This window comes from Actinomadura pelletieri DSM 43383, from assembly GCF_003634705.1.
In the GTDB taxonomy this organism is placed as follows: domain Bacteria; phylum Actinomycetota; class Actinomycetes; order Streptosporangiales; family Streptosporangiaceae; genus Spirillospora; species Spirillospora pelletieri.
On sequence record NZ_RBWU01000007.1, the window covers coordinates 197847 to 223675 of the forward strand.

Genomic DNA, 25829 nt, shown 5'->3' on the forward strand with positions numbered 1-25829 from the left:
GTCCAGGGGGACGTTCCCCCTGTACCCCCCGCGCCGTGCACGGCATTTCGTCGATGGCCGCCCATGCCGTGCCGCACTCGAGGATCGTTACCTGTGAGGATCCCTACCGGGCTGCAAACCTACACATCCCCCCAGGAGAGCACTACCCGGCCCGCCTCATGCAGGTGGGGGCGAAAAGGCCGCATCCTGTCCGAAGGCTAGGCTCTCCTCTCGTGTCGAAGGTTCCGGACCTTGCGAAGCGGCTGCTCGTCGGTCGGGCGCTGAGCAGCTCCCAGCAGCACGAACAGCTTCTGAAGAAGCGCATCGCGCTGCCGGTGTTCGCCAGCGACGCCCTGTCATCGGTCGCCTACGCTCCGCAGGAGATCCTTCTCGCGCTCGGCGCGGGCGGCCTGGTGATGTACCACTACACCCCGTGGATCGCGGCGGCCGTGGTGGTGATCCTGCTGACGGTGGTCGCCTCGTACCGGCAGAACGTCCGGGCCTACCAGAGCGGCGGCGGCGACTTCGAGGTCGCCACCGAGAACCTCGGCGGCAACTGGGGCGTGGTCGTCGCGAGCGCGCTGCTGGTCGACTACGTCCTCACGGTCGCGGTGTCGGTGTCGTCGGGGGTGGAGAACCTCGGGGCGCTGCTGGAGTTCATGCGGCCGCACGAGGTCGCCGTCGCGATCGGCATCGTGGCGCTGCTCACCATCGGCAACCTGCGCGGGATCAAGGAGGCCGGCGTCGCGTTCGCGATCCCGACCTACCTGTTCATGTTCGCGGTCCTCAGCATGCTGCTGTGGGGGGTGGTCCGGCTGGTCGCCGGCACCGACCTGGAGGCCGAGACGGCGGGCTACGAGGTCCGCGGCGACGAGACCGACGTCGCCGGGTTCGCGCTGGTCTTCCTGTTGTTGCGGGCGTTCTCGTCCGGCTGCGCCGCCCTCACCGGGGTCGAGGCGATCAGCAACGGCGTGCCCGCGTTCCGCAAGCCGAAGGGCGAGAACGCCGCCAGGACGCTGCTGGCGCTGGGGCTCGTCGCGATGACGCTGTTCGGCGGCGTCACCGCGTTCGCCTACATCACCGACGCCAGGTTCGCCGAACCCGGCCACCACAGTCAGTTGGTCGACCCCGAGACGGGACGGGTCGTCGAACACGCCGATCCGGTGATCGCGCAGGTCGCGCACACGGTGTTCAGCAACTTCGAGCCCGGCTTCGCGCTCGTCACCGCGATGACCGCGCTGATCCTGTTCCTGGCCGCCAACACCGCGTACAACGGGTTTCCGGTGCTGGGGTCGGTGCTCGCGCAGAACCGTTACCTGCCGCGGCAGCTCCACACCCGCGGCGACCGGCTCGCCTACAGCAACGGCATCATCATCCTCGCCACCATGGCCGGGCTGCTGATCTACGCGTACGACGCGTCCGTCAGCCGGCTGATCCCGCTGTACACGGTCGGCGTGTTCGTGTCGTTCACCGTCAGCCAGGTCGGCATGGTCCGGCACTGGAACCGGCTGCTGGCCGCCGAGCCCGACGCCGCGCAGCGCCGCCGGATGAAGACGTCCCGCGGCATCAACGCGTTCGGCGCCACCCTCACCGGCGTCGTCCTCGTCGTCGTGCTGATCACCAAGTTCGCGCTCGGTGCCTACATCGTGTGCATCGCGATGCCGGTGCTGTTCCTGCTGATGAAGGGCATCAGGCGGCACTACGACCGGGTCGCCGACGAGCTGGTGCCGTCCGGGGAGGAACTCGCGCTGCCCGCCCGCAACCACGGCATCGTGCTCGTCTCCAAGATCCACAAGCCGACGTTGCGGGCGCTGGCCTATGCCCGCGCGACCCGTCCGTCCACGCTGGAGGCGGTGACGGTCGCGGTGGACGCGGCGGAGTCCCAGCGGCTTCAGGAGGAATGGGACGCCCTCGACGTCCCCGTCCCGCTGAAGATCCTCGACTCCCCCTACCGGGAGATCACCCGGCCCGTCCTCTCCTATGTCAAGAACGTCCGGCGCAGGAGTCCCCGCGACGTCGTCACCGTGTTCATCCCCGAGTACGTCGTCGGTCACTGGTGGGAGCAGCTCCTGCACAACCAGAGCGCCCTGCGGCTCAAGGGACGGTTGCTGTTCCAGCCGGGCGTCATGGTCACGAGCGTCGCGTGGCAGTTGCAGTCGTCCGACCGGCTGAAGGGACGGGTCGAGCCGCCCGGACCCGGCTCGTCCAGGCGCCCGCCGCGGACCGAGGCGCCTCCCGGTGCGGGTAGTGTTTCGGACCGTGACTGACCTCGAACCCGACGTCCTCGACCTGGAGGTCGGCAACGTCGCCAACGGCGGATTCTGCGTCGCCCGGCACGAGGGCCGCGTGGTGTTCGTCCGGCACGCCCTGCCCGGCGAACGGGTCCGGGCCCGCGTGACCGAACGCGCCAAGAACTTCCTCCGCGCCGATGCCGTGGAGATCGTCGAGGCGTCCCCGGACCGGGTGGATCCGCCGTGCCCGTTCGCGGGCCCCGGACGCTGCGGCGGCTGCGACTGGCAGCACGCCGCGCTGCCCGCGCAGCGCGCACTCAAGGCCGCCGTCGTCGAGGAGCAGTTGCGGCGGCTCGCCGGGATCGACCGCACGGTGATCGTCGAGGAGGTCCCGTATCCGGTGGAGTCGGACGTGGCGCCGCCACCGGGCCTCGGCTGGCGCACCCGCGTGCAGTTCACCGTCTCCGGCGGCGCCGTCGGGCTGCGCCGCCACCGCTCCCATGACATCGAACCCGTCGACGAGTGCCTGATCGCCCACCCGGGCGTGGAGTTGATGGGCATCGAGCGCAAACGCTGGCCGGGCGCGTCCGGGGTCGAGGGCATCGTGTCCGCGACCACCGGCGACCGCGTCGTCGTGCTGCGCGGCCGGGACCGTCGCAAGATCCGGGTGCCCCGGCTGGACGTGCCCGTCCGGCTCGTCCGCGGCAAACCCGAACCCGGCGCCGGTCTGCCCTACGTCCGCGAAGAGGTGGCGGGGCGCCTGTACCAGGTGAGCGGCAGCGGCTTCTGGCAGGTCCATCCGGGCGCCGCGGAACTCCTCGCGGGCGCCGTCGTCGACGCTCTGGAACCGAAACCCGGCGACATCGCCCTCGACCTGTACTGCGGTGCGGGCCTGTTCGCCGGGGTCCTCGCCGACCGGGTCGGATCGGACGGCCTCGTCGTCGGCGTCGAGTCCGACGGGCAGGCGGTCCGTGACGCCCGGTACAACCTGCGCGACCTGCCGCAGGTGTCCATCGAGCGCGGCGCCGTCGAGGAGGTCGTCGGCGACCTGGAGTTCGGTCGCGCCTCCGGCGGGTCCCGGGCGCAGAACAAGCGCGGCGGCGGCCACCAGGGCGGTGAGCGCGTCGGCGGCGCCGACATCGTCGTCCTCGACCCGCCCCGCACCGGCGCCGGACGCGAGGTCGTCCGGCACGTCGCCCGCCTCGCCGGCCGCAAGATCGCCTACGTGTCCTGCGATCCGGCCACCCTGGCGCGTGACCTGGCGTACTTCGGTGAGCGCGGGTGGACGCTGGAGACCCTCCGCGCGTTCGACGCCTTCCCGATGACCCATCACGTGGAGTGCCTCGCCACGCTCGTTCGCGGCTGATCCACGCCACGGACCAGCGAAAAGCGGTTGCGGCCGGGCATAGCGTGGAAGAGTGATCGAGCTCAGAGACATTCCCGAAGGCGACGTCGAACGCATGGTCGACCTCGCCGGAGTGGTGTTCCACACCCGGGTCGAGAAATCCGAATACGAGAACGAGACGTGGCGGCCGCGGCGGGCCGAACGCGTCGGCGCCTACGACGGCAAGGACCTGGTCGGGCAACTCGCGGCCTTTCCCGCGCGCCTCGCCGTTCCCGGCGCGGTCCTCGACTGCTCCGCGGTCACGCTCGTCGGGGTTCTGCCCACGCATCGCCGGCGCGGCGTGCTCACGTCCATGATGGACCGGATGCACGCTGACGCGGTCGCCGCGGGCCGCCCGGTCGCGGCGCTGTGGGCGTCGCAGAGCGTCATCTACGGACGGTACGGGTTCGGTGCGGCGACCCGCTCGATCGACCTGGAGGTCGACTCGTCCAGGGAGTTGAGGCTGCGCACCGAGCCCGACCCCGCGCCCCTGCGGCTGCTCGACACCGCTTCCGCCCCGGAGATCCTCGACCCGATCTACACCCGTGCGTTGTCGAGGCGTCCGGGCAGCCTGCTCCGCGACCCCGAATGGTGGTCGCGTTCCGTCCTGCCCTCGACCGACCGGGAGGCCCCCGGTTTCACCGAGCCCCGCGTCGTCGTCCACCCCGCCGGCTACGCCGTCTACCGCACCGATTCGGAGAAGACGGTCCGGCTGGACGAGCTGTTCGCCGAGACACCGCAGGTCGAGGCCGCGCTCTGGCGGTACCTGGCCTCGGTCGACCTGACGACCCGCATCCAGGCCCACGGTCGTCCGGTGGACGACCTGCTCCCGCGCATGGCCGTCGACCCCGACCAGGTGTCCCACAAGGGTGAGTGGGCCGCCCTCTGGCTCCGGCTCGTCGACGTGCCGGCCGCGCTGCGGTCCCGTTCCTGGGCCGCCGACGACGCGTTCGTGCTGGAGGTACGGGACCCGCGCGTCCCGGCCAACGAGGGGCGGTGGCGGCTGCGGGTCGGCGCCGCGCCGGCCTGCGACCGGACGGAGGAGCCACCGGACCTGACCCTGTCGGCCGCCGACCTCGCCGCCGTCTACCTGGGCGGCACGCCGGTGACCACCCTGGTCCGGATCGGCGCGGTGACCGAGCACACGCCGGAGGCCGCCGCCCGCCTGGACGCGGCCCTCGCCGTGCCGTTCGCGCCGTACATCGCCGACCAGTTCTGACGCGCCGCGCCGCCGGGGATCTTTGCCGGGGTTTGGGGCACGGTTAGGGCCGGTGAGCGGAACCGGTCGTGACAATGAGATCCAAGATCGTTACCGCGCCGCGGCCGGACGATCGAGGACCCGTCACCACGAGGACCGGAAGCCGTCTGCCATGTCCCGGCCATGTCCCGCGTAGCGTGCGCGCCACCGGCGCGAACCGCCGTCCAGGACGGTGTCGCGGTCATCATGCCCGCCTACCGCGAGGCGGAGAACCTGGCGTCGACCGTGGAGGACTTCCTGGTCACGCTGGACACCGCGGGGCACGACCACCGGATCGTGATCGTGGACGACGGCAGCCCCGACGCGACCGGCGAGCTCATGGACGAGCTGGCCGCGCGGTACCCGGGCCGGATCATCGGCGTCCGGCACGCCGTGAACCGCGGGTACGGCGCGGCCGTCCGCACCGGTATCGCCGCCGCCCTGGAACGTACCAACCTGCGGTGGCTGCTCCTGACCGACTCCGACGGCCAGTACAAGGCCGCCGACCTCCTCGCGCTGCTGCGCATCCAGCGTGAGCAGCGCGCGGACGGCGTGATCGGGTACCGCGTCCACCGCGCCGACTCGCCCGCCCGCCGCCTCAACGGGCACCTGTGGACGGTGGTGAGCCGCCTGCTGCTCGGCACCCGCAGCAGGGACGTCGACTGCGCCTACAAGCTGCTCGACCGGCGGCTGCTCGACGATCTGCGACTGATGGGCGAGGCGGCCGCCATCGACCCGGAACTGCTCGCCAAGATCCAGCGGCGCCGGGCCCGGATCGTCGAGCATCCCGTCGACCACCATCCCCGCGAGCACGGCCGTCCCACCGGCGCCTCGCCCTGGGTGATCGCCAGGTCCCTGGTGAGCATTCTCGGCGTCTACCGGAACCTGATCGCCGAGGGCCACCGGTGGCGTGCCGCGCGGTGGCTCCTGCGGCCCCGGGATCCGGTGCTCGCCCTGGTGACGCTCGCGGCGGTGCTCCTGTCGGCCGGCGCGTTCGCGCACCATCTCCGGCACGGCACCGTCCTGGCCTACGCCGACTCGGTGTCGCACCTGCTGATCACCCGCCGGGTCGTCGACGGGCCCACCGCGGGCGCGGCGCAGCTCGGCGGGGTGTGGCTGCCGCTGTCGCATCTGCTGTCGCTGCCGCTCGCCTGGAACGACGTCCTGTTCTACTCGGGCTTCGCGGGCGCGGCGGTCTCGATGCTCGCCTACGTGGTGACGGTCTGGTACGTCTACCTGATCGCGGCGCGGATGGCGGCGGGCCGGGCGGGCGGCACGGGAGACCGGGTCGCGGGCGCCGCGGCCGCCGGGCTGTTCGCCCTCAACGCCAACGTGCTCTACCTGCAGAGCACCCCGATGACCGAACTGCTGCTCTTCGCGTGCGTCGCCGCGGCCGTCCACCATCTCCAGGCGTGGTGCCGGACCGGACGGTACGAGCAACTGGCGATGGTGTCGTGCGCGACGGTCCTGGCCACGCTGACACGCTACGAGGGCTGGGTGCTCGCCGCCGCCGTGGCCGCCGTCGTGGCCTACGTGTCGGTGCGCCGCTGGAAGAACTACGCCCGGGTGGAGGCCCATCTCGTCTTCTTCGGGGTCGCCGCGTTCAGCGGTGTCGCCGGCTGGGTCGGCTGGAACTACGTGATCTTCGGGGATCCGCTGTACTGGTACTCCGGCGAGTACGCCGACCCGTCCCTGTGGGCACTGTCGGGCGACCGGAACATCGGCGCGGCGGGCGTCGCGACACGGACGTACGCGTTCGCGATGGTCCACGACCTCGGCTGGATCACCCTGGCGGTGGCCGCCGTCGGGCTCCTCGTCCACGGCTGGCGCGAGCGCGCGCGGCCGGTGTCCGTCGCCCCCTACATCCTGCTGGTCTTCGTGCCGTTCTTCGTCTACGCGCTGTACTCGGGGCAGCGTCCGCTGCACGTCCCGGAGATCCACGGCGGCTCCTACAACATCCGGTTCGCCCTGGTGATGCTCCTGGCGGCGTCCGTCTTCGCCGGATACCTGGTGTCGCTGGCGCCGCGGGGGACACGTCCCCGGACCTGCCTCCGGACGGCCGTCGCGGCCGGTGTGGTCGCCACGGTGCTCGCGGTTCCCGGCACCGCGACCGTCGCCGAACCTCTGAACTGGAACGCCGAACGGCAGGGGCGGGCGGTACGGGACGGCGCGGCGTGGCTGCGCCGCCACTACGACGGCGGCACCGTCCTGATGGAGAACTACGGCAACGAGCCGGTCGTGTTCAACGCCCGGATCCCGATCGGGCGGATCGTGTACGAGGGCAGCTTCGGGTTGTGGCGCAGGGCGCTCACCGACCCGGCGGGCAGCGGAATCCGCTGGATCTACGCGCGAACCGTCCCGGAACTGCCCGACGAGACCTGGCGGACCCTCCGCGGCACGCCCGCCCTCACCCGCCACTACACCCTCGTCTACCGCGACGACGTGCAGCGCGTCTACCGCAGGACGGACCCTCGATGACACAGACGACGCAGGTGACGGCCGCGCCGGAGGCGCCCGGACGGACACGTCCCATCGCGCCCCTGACCGACGATCTGAGCGCGCGGCGCCTGCTGAGCGGCGGTCAGGCGATCGCGGGCGGCGCGCTCCTGGCGGGACTCGTCGTCGCGCTGGTCGCCGACATCGTCGTCGAGTCCGGGGCGCCGCTCGTCTGGGGGCAGTGCGTCGTCGCGCTGCTCACCGCCGCGTACGTGCTGACGCTGCTGTTCCGGGCGGTCCTCGTCGCCGCGGCCTGGCGCTCGCCGGTGATCACGTTCGACGACGGGGAACTCCGCGGCCTGTCCGACGATGCGCTGCCGGACTACACCGTCCTCGTACCGCTGCACCGGGAGGCGAAGGTCCTGCCGCTTCTCCTGGACCGGCTCGGACGCCTCGACTATCCCGTCGACCGGCTCCAGATCCTGCTGCTGATCGAGGAGGACGACGACGAGACCCGCGCCGCCCTGCCCGACCTCGACCCGCCCTTCGAGGTCGTGATCATCCCTCCGTCACGGCCCCGCACCAAGCCGAAGGCGTGCGACATCGGGCTGGCGCGGGCCCGCGGCGAGTTCGTCGTCATCTACGACGCCGAGGACCGTCCCGACCGCGACCAGCTGCGCAAGGCCGTGCTGGCGTTCCGCTCCCTGCCCGACCGGACCGTCTGCGTCCAGGCGGAACTCCAGTACTGGAACCCGTGGACGAACTGGCTGACGCGATGCTTCGCGGCCGAGTACGCCACCAACTTCTGCCTGTGGCTGCGCAGCCTCGACCTGTACCGTCTGGCGATCCCGCTCGGCGGGACGTCCAACCACTTCCGCGCCGACGCGCTCGCCGACCTCGGCGGCTGGGACCCCTACAACGTCACCGAGGACGCCGACCTCGGCATCCGCATCGCCCGCCGCGGGTGGGAGGTGCGGATGATGGCGTCGGTCACCGAGGAGGAGGCCAACAGCCGCCTGGGCAACTGGATCCGGCAGCGCAGCCGCTGGATCAAGGGGTACATCCAGACGTGGCTCGTCCACACCCGGCACCCGCTGCGCCTGTGGCGCGAACTCGGCACCAGACGCACCATCGCGTTCCACCTGACCATGGGGTTCTCGACGCTCACGACCCTGGCCAACCCGTTCTTCTGGACGCTGACCCTGGTCTACGTCTGCACGGGCACCCGCTACGTCCAGGCGCTGTTCGCGGCGCCGACGCTCTACAGCGGGGTCACGGCCATGGTCGCCGGCAACCTTCTGGTCGTGTACTGCCTGATGGCGGGCTGCATGGAACGCGGCCTGTACCGCGCGGTGCGGGTCATGCTCACCGTTCCCCTGTACTGGGCGCTGATGAGCGTCGCCGCCTACAAGGCCGTCTTCCAACTCCTCCGGCCGAGCCGCCGCCATTTCTGGGAACTCACCGACCACGGCCTCGTCACCCACGCGGACACGTCCACGCGCACCTGACCCTCCACTGATCTTGTGATGGCAGGATCGGTACCCGGGTGCGTCGACGGCGGAACGGAGCGGCTGTGAGCGATCTGGTGGAGTTCCTGCGGGCCAGGCTCTTCGAGGACGAGGACACCGCGCGGTGGGCGGCCGACTACCGGTCGCGCCCGAACGGTGGCCCCGACTTGTCGGGTTCGGAGCGCTGGCAGTGGGTCGAGACGACCTCGGGCGAGCGTCTCCGCCTCGGACGTCGCCCGATGGACCACCTCCAACGTCCCGTCTCGTTGCGGAGCGTCAACGAGTACCCGTGGCAGAGCCGCCCGGGGTACGGGCCGCATTTCGTGCTGGACGTGTCATTCGTCAAGGAGGGCGTGGCGCTGCACGTGGCACGCCATTCACCGGCACGGGTGGTGGCGGAGGTACGCGTGAAACGCCAACTCCTCGACCTGCACTCGCGAATGAACGGTACGGGCGTCTGCGAGGCGTGCGGCGAACACGTCCGCGAGGGCGGCTGCACCACCCTCCGCCTCCTGGCCACCCCCTACTCCGACCACCCGGCCTACCGAGCGACCTGGCGCGTCTGACGCGACGCTCCGACACGGACGTCGTACACCGAGTCGTCATACGCGGGGCGTGGAAGTGGCCCTGCCACGCGGGATCTGGACGGTCGGCCTGTATACCGGTCGGCCGCAAACCAGATGGTCGTGCGTCGTGGTGCTCGGCGGTCGGACCGTGGGCCGGTCGGTCGCACGAGGGGTGGTCGTACATCGGGTAACGGTGCGCCGCCGGGGCTGGACGGTCGGCCTGTATACCGGTCGGCCGCAAACCAGATGGTCGTGCGTCGTGGGTGCTCGGCGGTCGGACCGTGGACCGGTCGGTCGCACGAGGGGTGGTCGTACATCGGGTAACGGTGCGCCGCCGGGGCTGGACGGTCGGACGGTGCGCCGGCGGTCCGTTGGTCGGGCCGTCATGCGACGGGGGTGGTCGGACGGTGTGCCGGTTGGTCGCGTGTCGGGTGACGGCGCGTCGCGGGGCCGGGTGGTCCGCCGGGCGCTTGTCCGGCGGTCGCGTGGGGTGGGGTGTGCGTTGGGGTGACCGGGGTGCGGTGCTGGAGGTTTCCTGGTGTTTCCGGCATGCTGGGCGGCATGGCCGGGGACGTGGACCGGGAGCGGGTCGCCAAGTACGCGGTCGCCCGGCGCGGGTCGCTCGGGTTGACGCAGGAGCAGGTCGCCGAGCGGGCCGGGGTGACGGTCAAGACCATCTACAACCTCGAGTCGGGGGAGCGGTGGCCGCAGGCGCGGACCCGCGCCGCCGTCGAGGAGGCCCTGCGGTGGCGGCTCGGGGATCTCGCGCGGATCGGTGAGGGCGGGGAGCCGCTCGGCGGTCGGGACCTGGACGCGGCCGACGCACTGCCCCGTGAACTCGCGGAGCTCAACGCCTACTTCGCCGACCTGCGGACCGATCCGGGCGAGAGGCGGCGGATGGCGCTGGCGTTTCTCCGCGCCCTCTACGGGGAGCCGGACGGACGCTGAGTTACCGGGTCTTACCGCCGAGGGTCATTTCCAGAACAACACCTTGGCGGTGCCCTGGGTGACCGTGGCGGGCGCGTCGCCGTGCTGGAGCAGCTGGAACCGCACCCGGTGGCCCGCTCCGACGGTGTCGGCGGCGAGCCCGTACACCAGGTTCGTCGTGTCGCCGACGGACACGAAGTCCTGGACGGGGCCGACCGCGAACTTGCCGGTGTCCTCGATCTGAACCTCGATCGCGCGGGCCTGGATGAGGGTGCCGGCGGGGACGCCGGTGACGGTCGTCGCCACCGACAGGCTGTAGCGGGCGGACCCGGTCAGCAGACTCGGGCCGCCCTTGTCGTAGTGCTGGTGCTCGCGGTCGGAGTACTCCTTGGCCCAGCCGACGGTCGTCCACGCGCCGGGAGGAAGCTGCTGTCGCTCGCCGCCGGTGCCGACGGACACGTAGTCGGGCATGTCGTCTCCCTCGGGCGAGACGCCGACGCGCCACTGCCCGTAGTCGCTCCTGACGGCGCGGTCGTAGTCGACGGTGACGCCGTTGATCTGGTGGTCGTTGGAGTACTGCTGGAGGTGCGCGCGGTCGTCCCACCGGCCCTCCGACCAGGCGTAGGTCTGCCAGCCGAAGGTGATCTTCCCGGCGTCGAAGGCGCGTTTCAGCGGCCCATGACCCGCGTAGAGGCCGACGCGGCGGCGGCCGAGGACGCTCGCCGCGCCGTCGAGATAGGCGTTGATCTCGTCCTGTTGGCCGGGGGAGGCGTCCCAGTCGGCGGCGAAGTAGATCGGCCGGCCGTCCGGCATGCCGCACGTCGTGGCCTGCGCGGCGGCGTCCCTGGCGTCCGCGACGCCCGCGGCGCGCCCGTCCAGGGGACGCTTGGCGGTGGTCTCCCAGACGACGACGAGCCAGATGCCCGCGTCGGACAGACTCTCGGCCTCCGCGGGGGTGAGGTTCTTCCCGGTCTTGTCGTGCGAGAGGTAACGGCACGCGAACTTCACCCCGGCGCGTTTCAGCGCGGCCACGCCGGGACGTCCCCACGCGTAGTCGACGCCGAAGACAGCCATGTCAACTCCATGGGTCGTGGTTCCGGTCCGTCCATCGCATTCAACAGGGCGCGCCCGTGAACGCGCAGCGGAACCAAGGGCGGTCCATCCGTGACGACAGCTGTCACTATCTGTCACGACACGCCGACACGGCGCTAGGCGGACGGCCGGGCGCTCGCTACAACGGACCTGTCCACAGGAAGAAACCGCAGGCCACGGGGGGCTCATTGTGATCCGGACATGGAGGGGGCGCGGTCTCCTCATCCTGGCGGCCGTGCCGCTGGTGGGGGCCGTGCCGATGACGGACGTGGCGGCGGCGAAGCCGCCCCCGCGTCCCAGAACGCACGCCGGGCCGTCGAAGGGCGTGGTGCTGCGCACGGCGGCGCCGGAGAGGGCCGTGGTCCCGGGACGGGCCTACGCGTGGGCGTGGACGTTCCGCGTGACCGGCAAGGCGCGGGCGAAGTCCGGGGAGGCGGTGTTCAGGACGACGCTGCCGGAGTCACTGGCGTTCGTGTCCGGTGAGAAGGCCTGCGCGTCCAGTGGACGGGAGGTCGTCTGCGCGCTCGGCACCGTCCGGCGCGGTCAGAAGATCGGCGGGGTGATCAGGGCCAAGGTGCTCAGGCGGGCCAAGCCGGGTACGACGATCCACCTGCGCGGCGCCGTCACCTGGCGAGGGACGCGTGTGACCACGCGGTTCCCGGACGTGCGCGTCTCCCGCACCGCCGACCTCGCGATCATCGAGACCGCGCCGGCGAAGGCGCGGAGCGGCGCGCGGATCCGGTACGCGCTGGGCGTCCGGAATCTGGGCCCGGCCACGGCCGAGAGCGTGACCGTGGAGTCGCGGGGGCCGATCAGGCTCGTCGGCCACGACACCGCCTGCCTGCCGCGCGGCCGCGACTACGTGTGCGCGGTGGGGTCGCTCCGGGCCAGGGCGTCCAGGACGCTGCACTTCGAGGCGGTGCCGCGCGGCGGCGTCCGGGCGGGCACGGTGCTGGAGTCGTCGTGGCGGGCGACGTCCCCGACCCCCGACGCCGACATGTCGAACAACCGCGCCGTCGTCCGCACCCGGATCACCGGGCACCGCTGAACGAACCGCTGGTCAGTGGCGCGAGCAGGGGGACGCGGGTAGCAGGATGGGGACATGCGACTTCGGATCTTCACCGAGCCCCAGCAGGGGGCGAGCTACGAGACACAGCTGACCGTCGCCAAGGCGGCGGAGGACCTCGGTTTCGACGCGTACTTCCGTTCGGACCACTACGTCAAGATGGGCGACGTGACGGGCGAACCGGGCCCGACCGACTCCTGGATCACCCTGGGCGCGCTGGCCAGGGAGACGAGCCGGATCAGGCTCGGCACGCTGGTGACGGCCGCGACGTTCCGCCACCCGGGCCCGCTGGCGATCTCGGTCGCGCAGGTCGACCGGATGAGCGGCGGGCGCGTCGACCTCGGTCTCGGCACGGGCTGGTTCGAGGTGGAGCACACCGCGTACGGCATCCCGTTCCCGAGTCTGGGCGAGCGTTTCGCGCGCCTGGAGGAGCAGCTGGAGATCGTCACCGGGCTCTGGGGGACGCCGGGCGGCGAGACCTACTCGTTCAGCGGCGAGCACTACACGCTGACCGAGTCGCCCGCGCTGCCGAAGCCCGCCCAGGCGGGCGGCCCGCCGATCATCATCGGCGGGACCGGGGCGAAGCGGACACCACGGCTGGCCGTCCGGTACGCCGACGAGTACAACGTCCCGTTCCAGCAGCCGGACGACACGCGCGCCGCGTTCGACCGGGTCCGCGCCGCCTATGCCGAGGCGGGACGGACGAAGCCGCTCGTGTACTCGGTCGCGCAGGTCCTGTGCTGTGGCCGCGACGAGGCGGAGGTGAAGCGCCGCGCCGCCGCGATCGGACGGGAGGTCCCCGAACTGCGGCAGAACGGCCTCGCGGGCACGCCCGCCGAACTGGTCGACAAGCTGGGCCGGTTCGCGGAGATGGGCGCCGAGCGCGTCTACCTCCAGGTCCTCGACCTGGACGACCTGGAGCACCTGGAACTGATCGCCTCCGAGGTCATGCCCCGGCTCTGATCGTCCCCGAACCACGCCGGAGCCCGCGGCGGGCGACTCCCGCCGCGGGCCCTGGTGCGTCACGTCCCAGGTCAGGCCGGCACCTCCTCGATCCGCGCGTGCCTCGGCAGCAGGAAGGTCGCCAGGAAGGTGAGCCCGAGAAGGCCGACCATGACCCACATCGTGATCTTCATGGCGTCGCCGAAGCCGGTCCTGGCGGCGTGCTCGTCCGCGTCCGCGACCGCCGTCCGGACGGCGGTCGCCGATCGCGGCGCGGCGGCGGTCACGGCCGTGACGTCCACCCGGAGCCGGTGGCAGGAGGCCGGGACGGCGGCGGCGTCCTCGGCGGTGGCGCGGTCGCGACCGCAGTCGCGGACGCCGGCCACGATCCGGTCCTGCCACGCGGCGGGCACGGACGCGGCCGCGAGGTCCGCGCGGAGGGCGGCGGCACCGCCGTTCGCGGCGGTCGCCACCTGCCCGCCCAGCAGACCGAAGAAGATCGTTCCGAGGACGGCCGCGCCGAACGCGGCGCCGAGCTGCTGCACGGCGGTGAGCGTGCCGCCCGCCGATCCGGTCTCCTCCGGTTCGACGCCCGCGAGGACGATGTCGAACAACGGCCCCATCAGCAGCCCCATGCCGACACCGGTCACGGTCAGCGCCGGGGCGAGCTGCCACGGCGTCACGTCGACGCCCGCGTACCGGAGGGTAAGGGAGAACGCGGCGATTCCGACGGCCATGATCAGCGCGCCCGCGTGGATCACCGTGCGACCGAAGCGCTGGACGGCCTGCACCGCGCCGAACCCGAGGACGATGCCGACCGACCAGGGGATCTGTGAGAGGCCCGCCTTGAACGGCGAGTAGCCGAGCCCCATCTGGAAGAACAGGGACAGCACCAGGCCGAGGCCCGCGACGGCGGAGAAGAACACCAGGCCGACGCCGAGGCCGCCGGTGAAGCCGCGCCTGCGGAACAGGCTCGGCACGATCAGCGGGTCGGCGCCGGCGCGCTGCCTGCGGATCTCGTACCGGGCGAACACCGCCCAGACGGCGAGCGACGCGGCCATCATCAGGAACGTCCAGGCGGGCCAGTCGTGTTCGCGGCCCTGGACGAGGGGGTAGATCAGCAGCCCGGCGCCGAGGGACGCGAGCGCCGCGCCGACGAGATCGAGCCGGGACGTGTGCTCGGCGCGTCCGGCGGGCAGCAGCCGCAGCCCGGCGAGGACGGTGGCGGCGCCGAGCGGCAGGTTGATCAGAAAGATCATGCGCCAGCCGGTACCGAACAGGTCGGCGTCGACCAGCCATCCGGCCAGCACCGGCCCGCCGACGGACGACAGCCCCATGACCGGCCCGAAGAGGCTGAACGCGGCGGCCATCTCCTTCGGCGCGAACATCTGCTTGATCATCCCGATGCCCTGCGGGAGCATCAGCGCGCCGAACAGCCCCTGGACTGCGCGGGCGCCGACGAGCATGCCGGGGGAGACGGCGACGCCGCACAGCAGTGAGCCGATCGTGAACCCGGCGGCGCCGACGAGGAACATCCGTCTGCGCCCGTACAGGTCGCCGAGGCGCCCGCCGGTGAGAAGACCGATCGCCATGGCCAGGGTGTAGCCCGCGGCGAGCCACTGGACCGTGGCGGCGGAGCCGCCGATCTCGGCGCGGATCGTCGGGGCCGCGATGTTGGTGACCAACGCGTCCAGCATGTCCATGACCTCGGCGGCGAGGATCACGAACAGGGCGGCCCAGCGCCGGCGGTACGGGGCCTTCGCCGCGCGCTCGGGAGTGGAGATCGACGGCACGGTCATGAGCACTCCAAGAACAGTGTTCGTTAGGTACGAACGCTGTTCTAAACTAAGAACAGTGTTCGCGTCAAGTACGCTGTTCGCGAGGTCTGTCGAGATGGGGATGAGGACCGGAGGGACTCCGACGTGGCCACCGAACGCCTGGACATGCCGACGCCGCCCGGACGCAAGCCCCGCAGGGCGGCGCCTCCGCGGCAGCCGCTCAGCCGGGACGTGATCGTCGCCACCGCGATCCGTGTCCTGGACGCCGAGGGCCTCGACGCGGTCACCATGCGCCGCGTCGCCCAGGAGCTCGACACGGGCGCGGCCTCCCTCTACGCCCATGTCTCGGGCAAGGACGAGCTGTACGAGCTGATGCTCGACCACGTCGCCGGGGAGATCGCGATCCCCGTCACCGACGCCGCGCGCTGGCAGGAGCAGTTGAAGGCGCTGGCCAAGGAGATCCGTCGCGTCTACCTCTCGCACAACGACATCGCGAAGGTCTCGATGGGACTGATCCCCACCGCGCCCAACCTGCTCCGCGTCGCCGAGGCGCAGCTCGCCCTCATGCGGGCGGGCGGTGTCCCGCCGCGGATCGCCGCGCTCGCCGTCGACGCCCTCGGCAGGTACGTCGACGCCGACGCGATCGAGGGCGTGGTCTACTCGGCCAAGCTCAGCGGCGGCGAGGACGCGTGGGAGCGGTTCCGCCGCTACATCGACGAGATCCGCGCGTACTTCGCGGCCCTGCCCACGGACCGGTACCCGAACATCGTCGCGATGTCGGACGAACTGACCGCCGATGCGGGCGACGCGCGCTTCGAGGTCGGCATCGACATCTTCATCCGCGGCATCGCCTCCTACGCCGCGCCTCCGTCCTCCTGAGCGAGGACGAAGGCTCCACAAGTTCTAGCCGAAGACGGTCTGGAAGGCGGTGTGCCTGGGGGCGCCCTCGGCGGTGTCCCAGACCGCGAAGACGACGTGCTCGAACCGGTCGGCGAACTCCCCGCCCGGACGCAGCAACCCCGCGAACACCTCCGCGACTTCGCGCGGGTCGTTGCGGAAGACGCCGCAGCCCCAGGCGCCGAGGACCAGCCGCCGGTGCCCGTTGACCAGCGCCACGGCGAGGACCTTGCGGGCGCGCCGTGCGAGCACGTCCCGGATGCGTTCCAGTTTGGCGGCGTCACGGATCGCGCCGCGATTAGGGGCGGGAGAGGTCACGAACGCGACGCCGTACGGTTCTTCGAGCAGCCCGCCCGCATCGTCGCGGAAGACCGGCACGTCCGGCGAGTAGATCATGTGGTCGCTGTAGAGAAGGTCGCCCTGCGCGCGGTGGAAGTCGTAGAACTCCCTGGCCGAACGCAGTGACGCGTACAGTCCGAACGATCGGGCCAGCCCTTCCTCCTGCGCGTGCGCCCCGTTCAGGAACCCGCCACCCGGGTTCTTCGCGGAGGCGAAGTTCAGCGCGAACGGAATGGTGCCGGGTCCGCACAGGCGGCGGGCGGCGGCCAGAGTGGTCTCTTCGGTGACCTCGATGCGCGTTCTGGTGGTGGGGTCGGCCGCGGGCAGGTTCTCCAGCAGGTCGTCCAGTTCGTCCGGACGGTAGAGGGTGGTGTCACGGACCGTTCGGGCCAGGTCGTCGGCGATCGGTACCGTGCGGCCGGACGGAGCGACATAGTCGCCGCGGTCGAGAATGGCCACGGTCATCTGTGCCGTCTGTCGGCGGGGGTGTCTGCTCATATCGCTTCGGATTCTGGAGACATGCAGGGGGCCGGGGCAAACCATTTCGACGGTCGGGCGAAAAAACCGATGTGGAGTGTTCGTTCCGGTCCGCCACACTTGTCGGCGTGCTTCTGACGATCGCGACGACCATGAGCCGGGCCACCGAACTGGGTTTCCTCCTTCACAAGCATCCAGGCAGGGTGCAGAAGTTCGAGCAGTCCTTCGGCACGGCTCACGTCTTCTACCCCGACGCGGACGAACGGCGCTGCACGGCCGCGCTGTTGCTTGATGTCGATCCGGTCGAACTCGTGCGCACGCGTGGTCGAGGCACGCCGGACTTCTCCCTCGGCCAGTACGTCAACGACCGTCCGTACGCGGCGTCGTCGCTGCTGGCGTCCGCGATGGCGAACGTGTACCGCACGGCCATGCGGGGACGATGCGACCCACGCCCTGAACTGGCGGAGACACCGATCCCGCTCGAAATCGTCCTTCCGGCCCTTCCTTGCCGTGGCGGCCCTGGGCAGGCTGAACGGTTCTTCGCGCCGCTGGGCTGGGACGTGTCGGCCGTACCGGTCCCGCTCGACCCGGAGTTCGACGAATGGGGTGACTCCCGCTACGTGACGCTCACGCTCACCGGGACGTTGCGCCTGGCCGACGCGCTCAACCAGCTGTACGTGCTGCTGCCCGTCCTGGACGACGCCAAGCACTACTGGATGGCACCCGACGAGGTCGACAAGCTCATCCGGGCCGGGGAGGGCTGGCTCGCCACGCACCCCGACCGTGGAGCCATCACACGCCGCTATCTGGCCAACCGGCGTGGTCTCGTCCGGACCGCGCTGGGTCGTCTCGCCGATGCCGACGAAGCGACAGAGGAGACACTCGACCCCGTCCAGGTAGAGGAGGAGCCCATACCTGAGGACGGCGAGGAACAGGCCGTGTCGCTCGCCGAACACCGTCTCCGCTCGGTCGTGCAGGCCCTGCACGACGAGAACGCCCGTCGGGTCATCGACCTCGGCTGCGGAACGGGGAAACTGCTCTCGCGGCTCGCCAAGGACGAATTCTTCAGCGAGATATCCGGCGCGGACGTGTCGCACCGTGCGCTGTCCCATGCCTGGCGGCGCCTCCGCTGGGACCAGCCGCGCCGCCCGGACGACCGTGTCAAGGACGTCTTCCAGAGCGCGCTCACCTACACCGACGAACGGTTCCGCGGCTACGAGGCGGCCGTGCTGATGGAGGTCGTCGAGCACATCGACCCGCCGCGCCTTCCGGCCGTGGAGCGGGTCGTGTTCGGAGACGCCAGGCCGCGCGTCGTGGTGGTGACGACCCCGAACTCCGAGCACAACGTCCGCTACGAGGGGCTGGCGCCGGGGGCGATGCGCCACTCCGACCACCGATTCGAATGGACGCGCGCCGAGTTCCGCGCGTGGGCCGAGGGGGTCGCCGCCGCGCACGGCTACCGCGTCCGGTACGTGCCCGTCGGCGCCGACGATCCCGAGGTCGGCGCGCCGACGCAGATGGGGGTGTTCACCCGATGACCGAGGTCAAGATCCCGGAGATGGGGCTCGTCGTGCTGGTCGGCGTGACCGGCTCCGGCAAGTCGCATTTCGCGCGCAAGCACTTCAAAGCGACGCAGATCGTCTCGTCCGACTTCTGCCGCGGCGTCGTGTCGGACGACGAGAACGACCAGTCGGCGACCGGCGACGCGTTCGACCTGCTGCACTACATCGTCGCCAAGCGGTTGCGCCGCGGCCTGCTGACCGTGGTCGACGCGACCAACGTGCAGAGCGCGTCGCGGCAGTCGCTGCTGCGGATCGCCAAGGAACACGACGTGATGTCGGTCGCGATCGTGCTGGACGTCCCTGAGAGCGTCGCTGCGGAACGTAACGCCGTCCGCCCCGACCGGGACCTGCCCCCGCACGTCATTCCGCGTCAGCGGCGCGAACTGCGGCGCGGGATGCGTTCGCTGGCGCGCGAGTTCCGGCGCTGCCACGTGCTGACCGGGGTCGCGGAGATCGACGCCGCGACGATCACCTACGAGAAGTCGTGGAACGACCGTCGTGACCTGACCGGGCCGTTCGACATCGTCGGTGACGTGCACGGCTGCCGGGCCGAACTGGAGGACCTCCTCACCGACCTCGGCTACGAGATCGACCGGGACGCGCGGGGACGCGCGACCGGCGCGAGCCATCCCGGCGGGCGCACCGCCGTGTTCGTCGGCGATCTCGTCGACCGCGGACCGGACACGCCGGGCGTCCTGCGTCTGGTGATGGGGATGGTGGCGGCCGGGGACGCGCTCTGCGTCTCGGGCAACCACGAGGCGAAACTCGTGCGCGCTCTCCGCGGACGCAAGGTACGGGTCGCGCACGGGCTGGCCGAGTCGCTGGAACAGCTCCACGCCGAGCCGGACGAGTTCCGCGACGAGGTCCTGCGCTACATGGACGGCCTCATCAGCCACTACGTCCTGGACGAGGGCCGTCTCGTCGTGGCCCACGCCGGGCTGAAGGAGGAGTATCACGGTCGTGCGTCCGGACGTGTCCGGTCCTTCGCGCTCTACGGCGACACCACCGGCGAGACCGACGAGTACGGGCTGCCCGTCCGCTACCCGTGGGCGCGCGACTACCGGGGCAAGGCCATGGTCGTCTACGGGCACACGCCCGTCCCCGAAGCGGAATGGGTCAACAACACGATCTGCCTGGACACCGGCGTCGTTTTCGGCGGGAAACTGACCGCGCTGCGTTACCCCGAGCGTGAGCTGGCGTCCGTTCCCGCGCGGCAGGTCTGGTACGAGCCGACCCGTCCCCTGGACGCGCCGCCCACCACCGCCGGTGGCCGCAGGGAGACCGACGTCCTCAAAATCGAGGACGTGCTCGGCGCGGGCGGCGTCGAGACCCGCCTGATGGGCCGCGTCGCCGTCCGCGAGGAGAACGCGCTGGCCGCGCTGGAGGTGATGAGCCGGTTCGCCGTCGACCCGCGCTGGCTCGTCTACCTGCCGCCCACCATGGCGCCCGCCGCGACGTCGCACCTGCCCGGATACCTGGAGCACCCCGCCGAGGCGCTCGCCGCGTACCGGGACGGCGGCGTGGCCCGCGTCGTGTGCGAGGAGAAGCACATGGGCTCCCGGGCCGTGGTCGTCGTGTGCCGGGACGCGTCGACGGCGGCCGACCGATTCGGTGTGGACGACGGAACGACCGGCGCCGTCTACACCCGAACCGGACGTTCCTTCTTCCGCGACCCTGCCCGCACGACCGAGGTACTGGACCGGCTTCGCGCCGCGATCGGCGCGGCAGGGCTCTGGGACGAACTCGATACCGGATGGCTCGTCCTCGACGGTGAGCTGCTGCCGTGGTCGGCCAAGGCCATGGAACTCATCCGCACGCAGTACGCGGCGACCGGCGCGGCCGCCCGCGCCTCCCTGCCGATGGCGTCCGACCTGCTCGCACGCGCGGAGGGACGCGGTCTCGACCTCGGTGGGCTCCGCGCGCACATCGACCGGCGCGCCGCCAACGCGGCCCGCTTCCGCGACGCCTACGCACGCTACTGCTGGACGGTCGACGGTCTCACCGGCCTCCGGTACGCGCCGTTCCAGATCCTCGCGGGGGAGGGCCGTTCCTGGGCCGTCGCCCGCGACCACGAATGGCACATGACCGTGGCCGGACGGCTCGCCGACCACGACCCGACCGGATTCGTCCAGCGAACGGGTTCGGTGACCGTCGACCTGAACTCGCCGGAGTCGGAGACCGCCGTCACCGAGTGGTGGGAGAAGCTCACCGCGGCGGGCGGCGAGGGCATGGTCGTCAAGCCGCTGGGCCCGTACCCGGACGACCGCCGCGTCCAGCCGGGCGTCAAATGCCGCGGACCGGAGTATCTGCGCATCATCTACGGCCCGGACTACCGCGAACCGGAGAACCTCGACCGGCTGCGCGGCCGGTCGCTCGGCCGCAAACGCTCGCTGGCGACGCGGGAACACGCGCTCGGTGTGGAGGCGCTCGACCGGCTCACCGGCGGGGAACCGCTGTGGCGGATCCACCAGGCGGTGTTCGCCGTCCTGGCACTGGAATCAGAGCCGGTCGACCCGCGCCTGTAGTAGACGTAGGGCCCGCCCCGGCGAATGAGGGGCGGGCCGTACCAATCCGTCACCCGGTCGGCTCGGGAAGAGCCGCTCAGGTGGAGAACAGCATGTGGAAGACGCTCCCGCCGTAAGGGCGGTGGTGGGTGCGCCCGTGGTGATGATGGTGCACCTGAGCCGCAGGAGCCTGCCATCCCGGCCCTGCGGCGGGCGGCGGGGCCGCCCGGTACTGCGACTCCACCTGTGCCAGAGCCTCGAGCTCGCCATAGTCGAGGAAGATGCCCCGGCAACTGTCACACTGTTCGATGTGGACGCCGCTACGCGTGTAGGTCCGCATCACGCCACGACACTTAGGGCAGTGCATCGCCTTCCCATCCTTCCATTACGGATCCCCAGGTAGAGGTCAAATGTAGGGCAGGTCACGCGCCACGTCATGCCGCGTCCCCCGCCCTCGATATCCTGCCGCAGGCATCGATCATCGCCTGCTCCGGCCCGTCGAGCGGCCGGTTCCCCCTTTCCGCGGATATGACGCACGTGGCGGCGATCTGGATCGCCAGACTTCGCGCGGGTACGTCCAGGGTCGTCCAGGGGTCGCCGCCGGCGGGGACGGCCGGACCGCCCGCGTCCGTGTACGCGTCCAGGAAACGGCCCCAGTCATCGGGATGCAGGACCCCCGCCGAGTAGAGCGCGGCCGGACGCGCGAGGTCCCACACCGGGTCGCCGACGCCGAGGTCCTCGATGTCGATGAGCCGCCACCGTCCGTCCGGCGCGCGGACCATCTGCCCGAGATGCCAGTCGCCGTGGATGAGGCGCTCCGGCGCCCCGGGCGGTTCTTCGCCTTCGCCGCGAATCCAGGCGGGGAGGGTCGCGAACGCGTGCCGCACCACATCCGCCGCGGGACCGTGACCCAGCTCAGAGACCCGGCGCGCCACACGGGTGGGACGTCCCCAGGACGGCGCGTCCACCGGGACGGGCGTCGAATGGAGCGCCGCCAGAAGCCGCGCACCCTCTTCCCAGGGCGGGTCCTGGCGCGGATCCACCGGTTCACCGTACGGGGAGACGGTTACCGTTCGTCCGTCGACGTCGAGCGGCGGCCGCAGCGGACCGACCAGGACGTCCGGCACGGTGACCGCCACCCGTATCCGTTCGAGGAACACGGCGCCGTGCTCGCGGTCGGCCTGATGCGCCTTCACGGCCACGTCCCCTACACGCACCACCAGAACGCCGTGCCGGTCGTACAGCGTCTCCGGCTCGGCGGACGCGGAGGACACGGACGCCGAGTCACGCCCGATCTCAACGAGGCGGGCGAACAGGCTCGACTGGACGGTCTCGGTGTGCACCCGGACAGTCAACCATTCGCGCGCGTCCATTCCGACTAGGCGGGGGAGTTGACGACCTCGTCGCGCAACCGCCGTCTGACCACCTTGCCGAGCACGTTGCGGGGCAGTTCCGTCCGTGGACGGAACTCCGCGGGCACCTTGTAGTGGGACAGATAGCGTTCGCAGTGCCGCCGCAGTTCGTCCGCCGAGAACGGGTAGGCGGGGTGCTCCACCACGTGCGCGACGACGCGTTCTCCCCGCCGGGCGTCCGGCACGCCCACCACGGCGCAGTCATGGACGGCGGGATGACGTCGCAGCACCCGCTCCACCTCGGTCGGGAACACACTGAACCCGCTGACCTTGATGAGGTCGCGGCGGCGTTCCAGGATGGTGATGAAACCGTCCTCGTCCATCACCGCGATGTCACCTGTGCGCAGCCACCCCTTCGACAGGGCCTGCGCGGTGGCGAGCGGCGCCTTCCAATACCCGGCGAACACCTGCGGCCCCCGCACGACCAGTTCCCCGGGCTTCCCGGGCGGCAGGACCTTCCGCGGCGCGTCCTCGTCCACGACGACGACATCGGTCATGGGCAGCGGCAGGCCCACGGTCAGGTTCCGGGCCCCGCCGCCGAGCGGGTTGGCGGTGACCCCCGGGGACGCCTCCGTCAGCCCGTACCCGTTGATCAGGCCCGTGGCGCCGAGCCGTCCCAGCCGGTCGATCGTGCCCCGCCCGAGGTCCGTGGCGCCCGAGACGACGATGCGCAGCGACCTCAGGTCGGACGGCGCCAGCCGCGGGTCGTCGAGCAGCTCCTCGAACAGGGTCGGCACGCCGGGGAAGATGGTCGGCCGGTACCTGCGGAGCGCGCGCAGCACCCGGCCGGCGTCGAAGCGGGGGAGCAGCACCACGGCCCCGGCCGTCATCATCGGCGAGACGAGGCAGCTCATCAGCCCGAACGAGTGGAACAGCGGCAGCACCGCCAGCGTCACGTCCGCGCCGGGACGCCCCTCACGGTCCCACGCGTGCTGCTGGCTGGCGTTCGCGACGAGGTTCCGGTGCGTGAGCATCGCGCCCTTCGGGCGACCCTCCGTCCCGCCGGTGTACTGGATGGCCGCCAGATGCCGCGACGGCTCCAGCTCCAGCTGCCGCACCGGCCGCCGCGGCGCCCGCTGCATCTCGCCGAACCGGACGACGCCCGGATCGTCCGGCACGTCCACGACGAACGCCGCGCGCCGCCGCCCGGCCCGCGCCGACGGCAGCCGCAGCGCGAGCCGCCGGCGCACCGGCAGGAAGTCGGCCAGCGACGTCACGATGACGTGTTCGAGCCGCACCCGCGACCGGACCGCGCTGACCGTCGCGTAGGAACGATCCAGCACGACGGCGACGCGGGCACCGCAGTCCGCGAGCTGGTGGAGCATCTCCTCCTCGGTGTACAGCGGGTTGTGCTGCACCGCGACGGCGCCGCGGCGCAGCACACCGTAGAACGCGATCACCTGTTGCGGACAGTTCGGGAGGATCAACGCCACCCGGTCACCCGGTTGGACGCCGAGGCGGCGCAGCCCGTCGGCGAACCGGTCCACGGCCGACCGCAGCCGCCGATACCGGATCCGCCGGTCGAAGAAGATGAGCGCGGGTCGGCGCGGATACCTGTCCGCGGCGTCGTCGAGCAGCCGCGTTACGGGAACGTCCGGGATGTTCAGCTCCTGGGGAACGCCCGGCTGATACCACCGCCGCCATGGGGCGGGCCGTTGTGACGCATGCCACATGGGAGACGATTCAACCATCTGCGGGGTGCCCGCGTCCCCGCTTCACGATCTCTACGACACCGCGTACGGCGTCTTCTCACGCCCGTCGTGCGGCACGCTCGCCCACCACGACAACTGGTCGAGAAGCGTCTTCGCGGCGGCGTCGGCACCGTCCGCGTCGAGCAGCTTCCCGTCCTCATCCACGCGTGACCAGTGCCGATCGAAGCTGACCTGGTCCCGCACGGGGACGGAGTGGGTCTCGACGAACACCTGCCTGAGATGCTCGACCGCCCGCAGCCCGCCGCCCATACCGCCGTACGAGACGAAACCGACGGGCTTGGCGCGCCACTCCTCCAGATGCCAGTCGACGAGATGCTTCCCACCGCGCCTGCCGCGCCGCGCCGGCGTGGAACGATTCGTCCACCCCGACGTGGGCGAACTCCGGCTGGCTTACGAAACCCTCGAATCACCCGCGGGCGACGCCCAGGCGCTCATCGCCTATCTCCCCGCCGATGACGCCACGTCCACCGCCCTGGACCGACTGCGCCCCACCACCCTGCGCGCCGTCTCGGGCCTCCGATAACTCAGATACGCCCCGTACCACGGCAAACGTTGCACGTCTCGCCGGTGGCGGTGCTCGTCCCCGTCCCGTTACACCCCGGACACGCCCGCGTGGCCGGCTTGTTGTGCTTCCCCACGTCACCACCCCCGCCGCTCATCCTAAAGGGATGAGCCCCCATCCGCCCGCCACCTTCGACCCCACCCGAGGATTTCCCCCGCCCCTCGACCGACCCGGTCCGCTGATCTCCAGGCCACGGTGGTACTCGTCTCTCTGCTGAGAGAAGAAAGTCAGGGGAGCCAATCAGGGAGCCGACGAGAATCCGCGCGAGACGCCCCAGATCGACTGTGCCGGTTTGGTCCGCTGGCTCCCCTTCCTTGTCTCCGCAGGTGACCGGCTCCCTGGCCGACTCCCCGAGACTCATGCGGACGGGAGCCGGATAAGGCTCGCTCAGGCGTTCCTTAACGCGGGCATAAGCGGCGTGCTGTGGGGGGTGGGGGGTGCGAGGTTCGGGGTGTGGCAATGCGAATGGGCAAGGGCATTGGTTCGATTGGTCCCGGCGTGGCGGGGGAGCGGATGCGGCCTGCCGTGGTCGCTCGGGCCTTTCGGGCGCTGCCGTCCGCGCATCGGGAGATTCTCGCCGAGACCGTGTTCAGGCAGCGGTCGGTCAACGAGGCCGCCGCGTCGCTCGGGGTGCCGGTGGACGTGGTCAAGCTTCGTGTCTACCAGGCGCTGCGGGCGTTGGGCGCGGCCCTGGAGGCGGCCGGGCGGTAAATGGTTTGCCGGGGCGGGAATGGTCTTGGCAGTATGGGCGTTGTCGGAATCGAGACCGGGAGGGAACATGCGTAGTCATCGAATGTTCAGTCATTCCGGGCTCGGACGCGGGACGTGAGGTTCACGTTCTGAAGTCGGCCGCCCGGTTCGTCTGGGCGGCTTTTTTGGTTTCGGAGGGTTGGCCGAGTGGGAAGGCAGCGGCTTGCTAAGCCGTCGTCAGGGTCATCCCTGCGCGAGTTCGAATCTCGCACCCTCCGCACCGGGTGAGGACGCTGGTGTGTCCGGCGGTTTCATAAGCCGCGGTAGGCAGGTTCGATTCCTGCACCCGGTACGTGTCATCGAGTCTCCGTGGCGCAGTGGAGAGCGCGCCGGGTTGCGGACCCGGAGGTCGCAGGTTCGATTCCTGCCGGAGATGCGGCTTTCGTGGTGTAGTGGTCTGCACGCCAGGTTGTGGCCCTGGAAGTGTCGGTTCGATCCCGATCGAAGGCCCTCAGATATTGCCGAGTG

20 protein-coding genes, 4 tRNA genes and 1 pseudogene are annotated in these 25829 nt (G+C 71.1%); 18 read left to right on the forward strand and 7 right to left on the reverse strand.

Translation table 11 applies throughout. The features are described from left to right. The first annotated feature begins 212 nt into the window (after window positions 1–212). From BZB76_RS29140 to BZB76_RS29170, 7 genes are all read left to right on the forward strand, one after another. Complete coding sequence (locus tag BZB76_RS29140; RefSeq protein ID WP_121437640.1) at window positions 213–2246, forward strand: APC family permease; 2034 nt, start codon at window positions 213–215, stop codon at window positions 2244–2246. Next, complete coding sequence (locus BZB76_RS29145) at window positions 2239–3576, forward strand: class I SAM-dependent RNA methyltransferase (RefSeq protein ID WP_121437641.1); 1338 nt, start codon at window positions 2239–2241, stop codon at window positions 3574–3576. Before BZB76_RS29140 ends, BZB76_RS29145 begins: the two co-directional genes overlap by 8 nt. 52 nt (window positions 3577–3628) lie before the next feature. Further along, window positions 3629–4813 carry a GNAT family N-acetyltransferase gene (locus tag BZB76_RS29150; RefSeq protein ID WP_246007287.1) on the forward strand — a complete coding sequence of 395 codons (1185 nt, stop codon included), beginning with the start codon at window positions 3629–3631 and terminating at the stop codon, window positions 4811–4813. A gap of 162 nt (window positions 4814–4975) precedes the next feature. Beyond that, window positions 4976–7309 carry a glycosyltransferase family 2 protein gene (locus BZB76_RS29155; RefSeq protein WP_121437642.1) on the forward strand — a complete coding sequence of 778 codons (2334 nt, stop codon included), beginning with the start codon at window positions 4976–4978 and terminating at the stop codon, window positions 7307–7309. Then, window positions 7306–8775 carry a glycosyltransferase family 2 protein gene (locus BZB76_RS29160; RefSeq protein ID WP_121437643.1) on the forward strand — a complete coding sequence of 490 codons (1470 nt, stop codon included), beginning with the start codon at window positions 7306–7308 and terminating at the stop codon, window positions 8773–8775. The genes BZB76_RS29155 and BZB76_RS29160 overlap by 4 nt, the downstream gene beginning before the upstream one ends. A gap of 65 nt (window positions 8776–8840) precedes the next feature. Continuing rightward, window positions 8841–9341: a DUF6221 family protein gene (locus BZB76_RS29165; RefSeq protein ID WP_121437644.1), complete on the forward strand. Its 501-nt coding sequence runs from the start codon at window positions 8841–8843 to the stop codon at window positions 9339–9341. A 561-nt stretch (window positions 9342–9902) separates the two neighbouring features. After that, on the forward strand, window positions 9903–10289 hold the full coding sequence (locus BZB76_RS29170; protein ID WP_170180805.1) for a helix-turn-helix domain-containing protein: 387 nt from the start codon (window positions 9903–9905) through the stop codon (window positions 10287–10289). Window positions 10290–10313: 24 nt separating this feature from the next. Here the strand turns inward: BZB76_RS29170 and BZB76_RS29175 are convergent, their stop codons facing one another. Then, window positions 10314–11342, reverse strand: a complete 1029-nt coding sequence (locus BZB76_RS29175; protein ID WP_121437646.1) for a glycoside hydrolase domain-containing protein — start codon at window positions 11340–11342, stop codon at window positions 10314–10316. A gap of 253 nt (window positions 11343–11595) precedes the next feature. Between BZB76_RS29175 and BZB76_RS29180 the strand changes: the two genes are divergently transcribed. Further along, window positions 11596–12408 carry a DUF11 domain-containing protein gene (locus tag BZB76_RS29180; RefSeq protein ID WP_147449594.1) on the forward strand — a complete coding sequence of 271 codons (813 nt, stop codon included), beginning with the start codon at window positions 11596–11598 and terminating at the stop codon, window positions 12406–12408. Window positions 12409–12462: 54 nt separating this feature from the next. Continuing rightward, window positions 12463–13389 (forward strand): LLM class F420-dependent oxidoreductase, encoded by a 927-nt coding sequence (locus tag BZB76_RS29185; protein ID WP_121437648.1) that lies wholly within the window; start codon window positions 12463–12465, stop codon window positions 13387–13389. Between the two features lie 71 nt (window positions 13390–13460). Here the strand turns inward: BZB76_RS29185 and BZB76_RS29190 are convergent, their stop codons facing one another. Beyond that, on the reverse strand, window positions 13461–15167 hold the full coding sequence (locus BZB76_RS29190) for an MFS transporter (RefSeq protein WP_121437960.1): 1707 nt from the start codon (window positions 15165–15167) through the stop codon (window positions 13461–13463). Window positions 15168–15290: 123 nt separating this feature from the next. Here BZB76_RS29190 and BZB76_RS29195 point away from each other — a divergent pair, with 123 nt between their 5' ends. Continuing rightward, the gene (locus BZB76_RS29195) at window positions 15291–16025 is read left to right on the forward strand and encodes a TetR/AcrR family transcriptional regulator (protein ID WP_246007288.1); all 735 of its coding nucleotides are present in this window, start codon (window positions 15291–15293) and stop codon (window positions 16023–16025) included. Window positions 16026–16049: 24 nt separating this feature from the next. On the opposite strand, the gene BZB76_RS29200 is transcribed toward BZB76_RS29195, so the two are convergent. Beyond that, window positions 16050–16847: a TIGR02452 family protein gene (locus BZB76_RS29200; protein ID WP_246007289.1), complete on the reverse strand. Its 798-nt coding sequence runs from the start codon at window positions 16845–16847 to the stop codon at window positions 16050–16052. Window positions 16848–16987: 140 nt separating this feature from the next. On the opposite strand from BZB76_RS29200, the gene BZB76_RS29205 reads away from it, so the two are divergent. Together BZB76_RS29205 and BZB76_RS29210 are read left to right on the forward strand one after the other, a co-directional pair. Next, window positions 16988–18397 carry a 3' terminal RNA ribose 2'-O-methyltransferase Hen1 gene (locus tag BZB76_RS29205; protein ID WP_121437962.1) on the forward strand — a complete coding sequence of 470 codons (1410 nt, stop codon included), beginning with the start codon at window positions 16988–16990 and terminating at the stop codon, window positions 18395–18397. Beyond that, the gene (locus BZB76_RS29210; RefSeq protein WP_121437650.1) at window positions 18394–20946 is read left to right on the forward strand and encodes a polynucleotide kinase-phosphatase; all 2553 of its coding nucleotides are present in this window, start codon (window positions 18394–18396) and stop codon (window positions 20944–20946) included. Before BZB76_RS29205 ends, BZB76_RS29210 begins: the two co-directional genes overlap by 4 nt. Window positions 20947–21022: 76 nt before the next feature. On the opposite strand, the gene BZB76_RS29215 is transcribed toward BZB76_RS29210, so the two are convergent. The 4 genes and pseudogenes from BZB76_RS29215 to BZB76_RS29230 form a co-directional block, all read right to left on the reverse strand. Beyond that, window positions 21023–21292 carry a TFIIB-type zinc ribbon-containing protein gene (locus tag BZB76_RS29215; protein WP_121437651.1) on the reverse strand — a complete coding sequence of 90 codons (270 nt, stop codon included), beginning with the start codon at window positions 21290–21292 and terminating at the stop codon, window positions 21023–21025. A gap of 67 nt (window positions 21293–21359) precedes the next feature. Continuing rightward, a complete protein-coding gene (locus tag BZB76_RS29220) occupies window positions 21360–22268 on the reverse strand; it encodes a phosphotransferase family protein (RefSeq protein WP_246007291.1) in 909 nt (302 codons plus the stop codon). 35 nt (window positions 22269–22303) lie between these two features. After that, window positions 22304–24010, reverse strand: coding sequence for an AMP-binding protein (locus tag BZB76_RS29225; RefSeq protein WP_121437653.1), 1707 nt, complete (start codon window positions 24008–24010; stop codon window positions 22304–22306). Window positions 24011–24061: 51 nt separating this feature from the next. Next, a pseudogene (locus BZB76_RS29230) lies at window positions 24062–24355 on the reverse strand (NADPH-dependent FMN reductase); the annotation flags it as partial. Window positions 24356–24395: 40 nt separating this feature from the next. Between BZB76_RS29230 and BZB76_RS36140 the strand changes: the two are divergent. The 6 genes from BZB76_RS36140 to BZB76_RS29255 all read left to right on the forward strand — a co-directional run bounded on the left by BZB76_RS36140 (window position 24396) and on the right by BZB76_RS29255 (window position 25811). Then, window positions 24396–24572 (forward strand): MmyB family transcriptional regulator, encoded by a 177-nt coding sequence (locus BZB76_RS36140; RefSeq protein ID WP_246007292.1) that lies wholly within the window; start codon window positions 24396–24398, stop codon window positions 24570–24572. A 552-nt stretch (window positions 24573–25124) separates the two neighbouring features. Continuing rightward, window positions 25125–25322, forward strand: coding sequence for a sigma-70 family RNA polymerase sigma factor (locus BZB76_RS29240; RefSeq protein ID WP_147449595.1), 198 nt, complete (start codon window positions 25125–25127; stop codon window positions 25320–25322). Between the two features lie 172 nt (window positions 25323–25494). Beyond that, window positions 25495–25579 (forward strand) — tRNA-Ser (locus BZB76_RS29245). 1 nt (window position 25580) lies between these two features. Beyond that, window positions 25581–25653 (forward strand) — tRNA-Met (locus BZB76_RS35005). An 11-nt stretch (window positions 25654–25664) separates the two neighbouring features. Continuing rightward, window positions 25665–25737 (forward strand) — tRNA-Arg (locus BZB76_RS29250). Window positions 25738–25739: 2 nt separating this feature from the next. Then, window positions 25740–25811: transfer RNA gene (locus BZB76_RS29255), tRNA-His, on the forward strand. The last annotated feature ends 18 nt before the right edge of the window (window positions 25812–25829 follow it).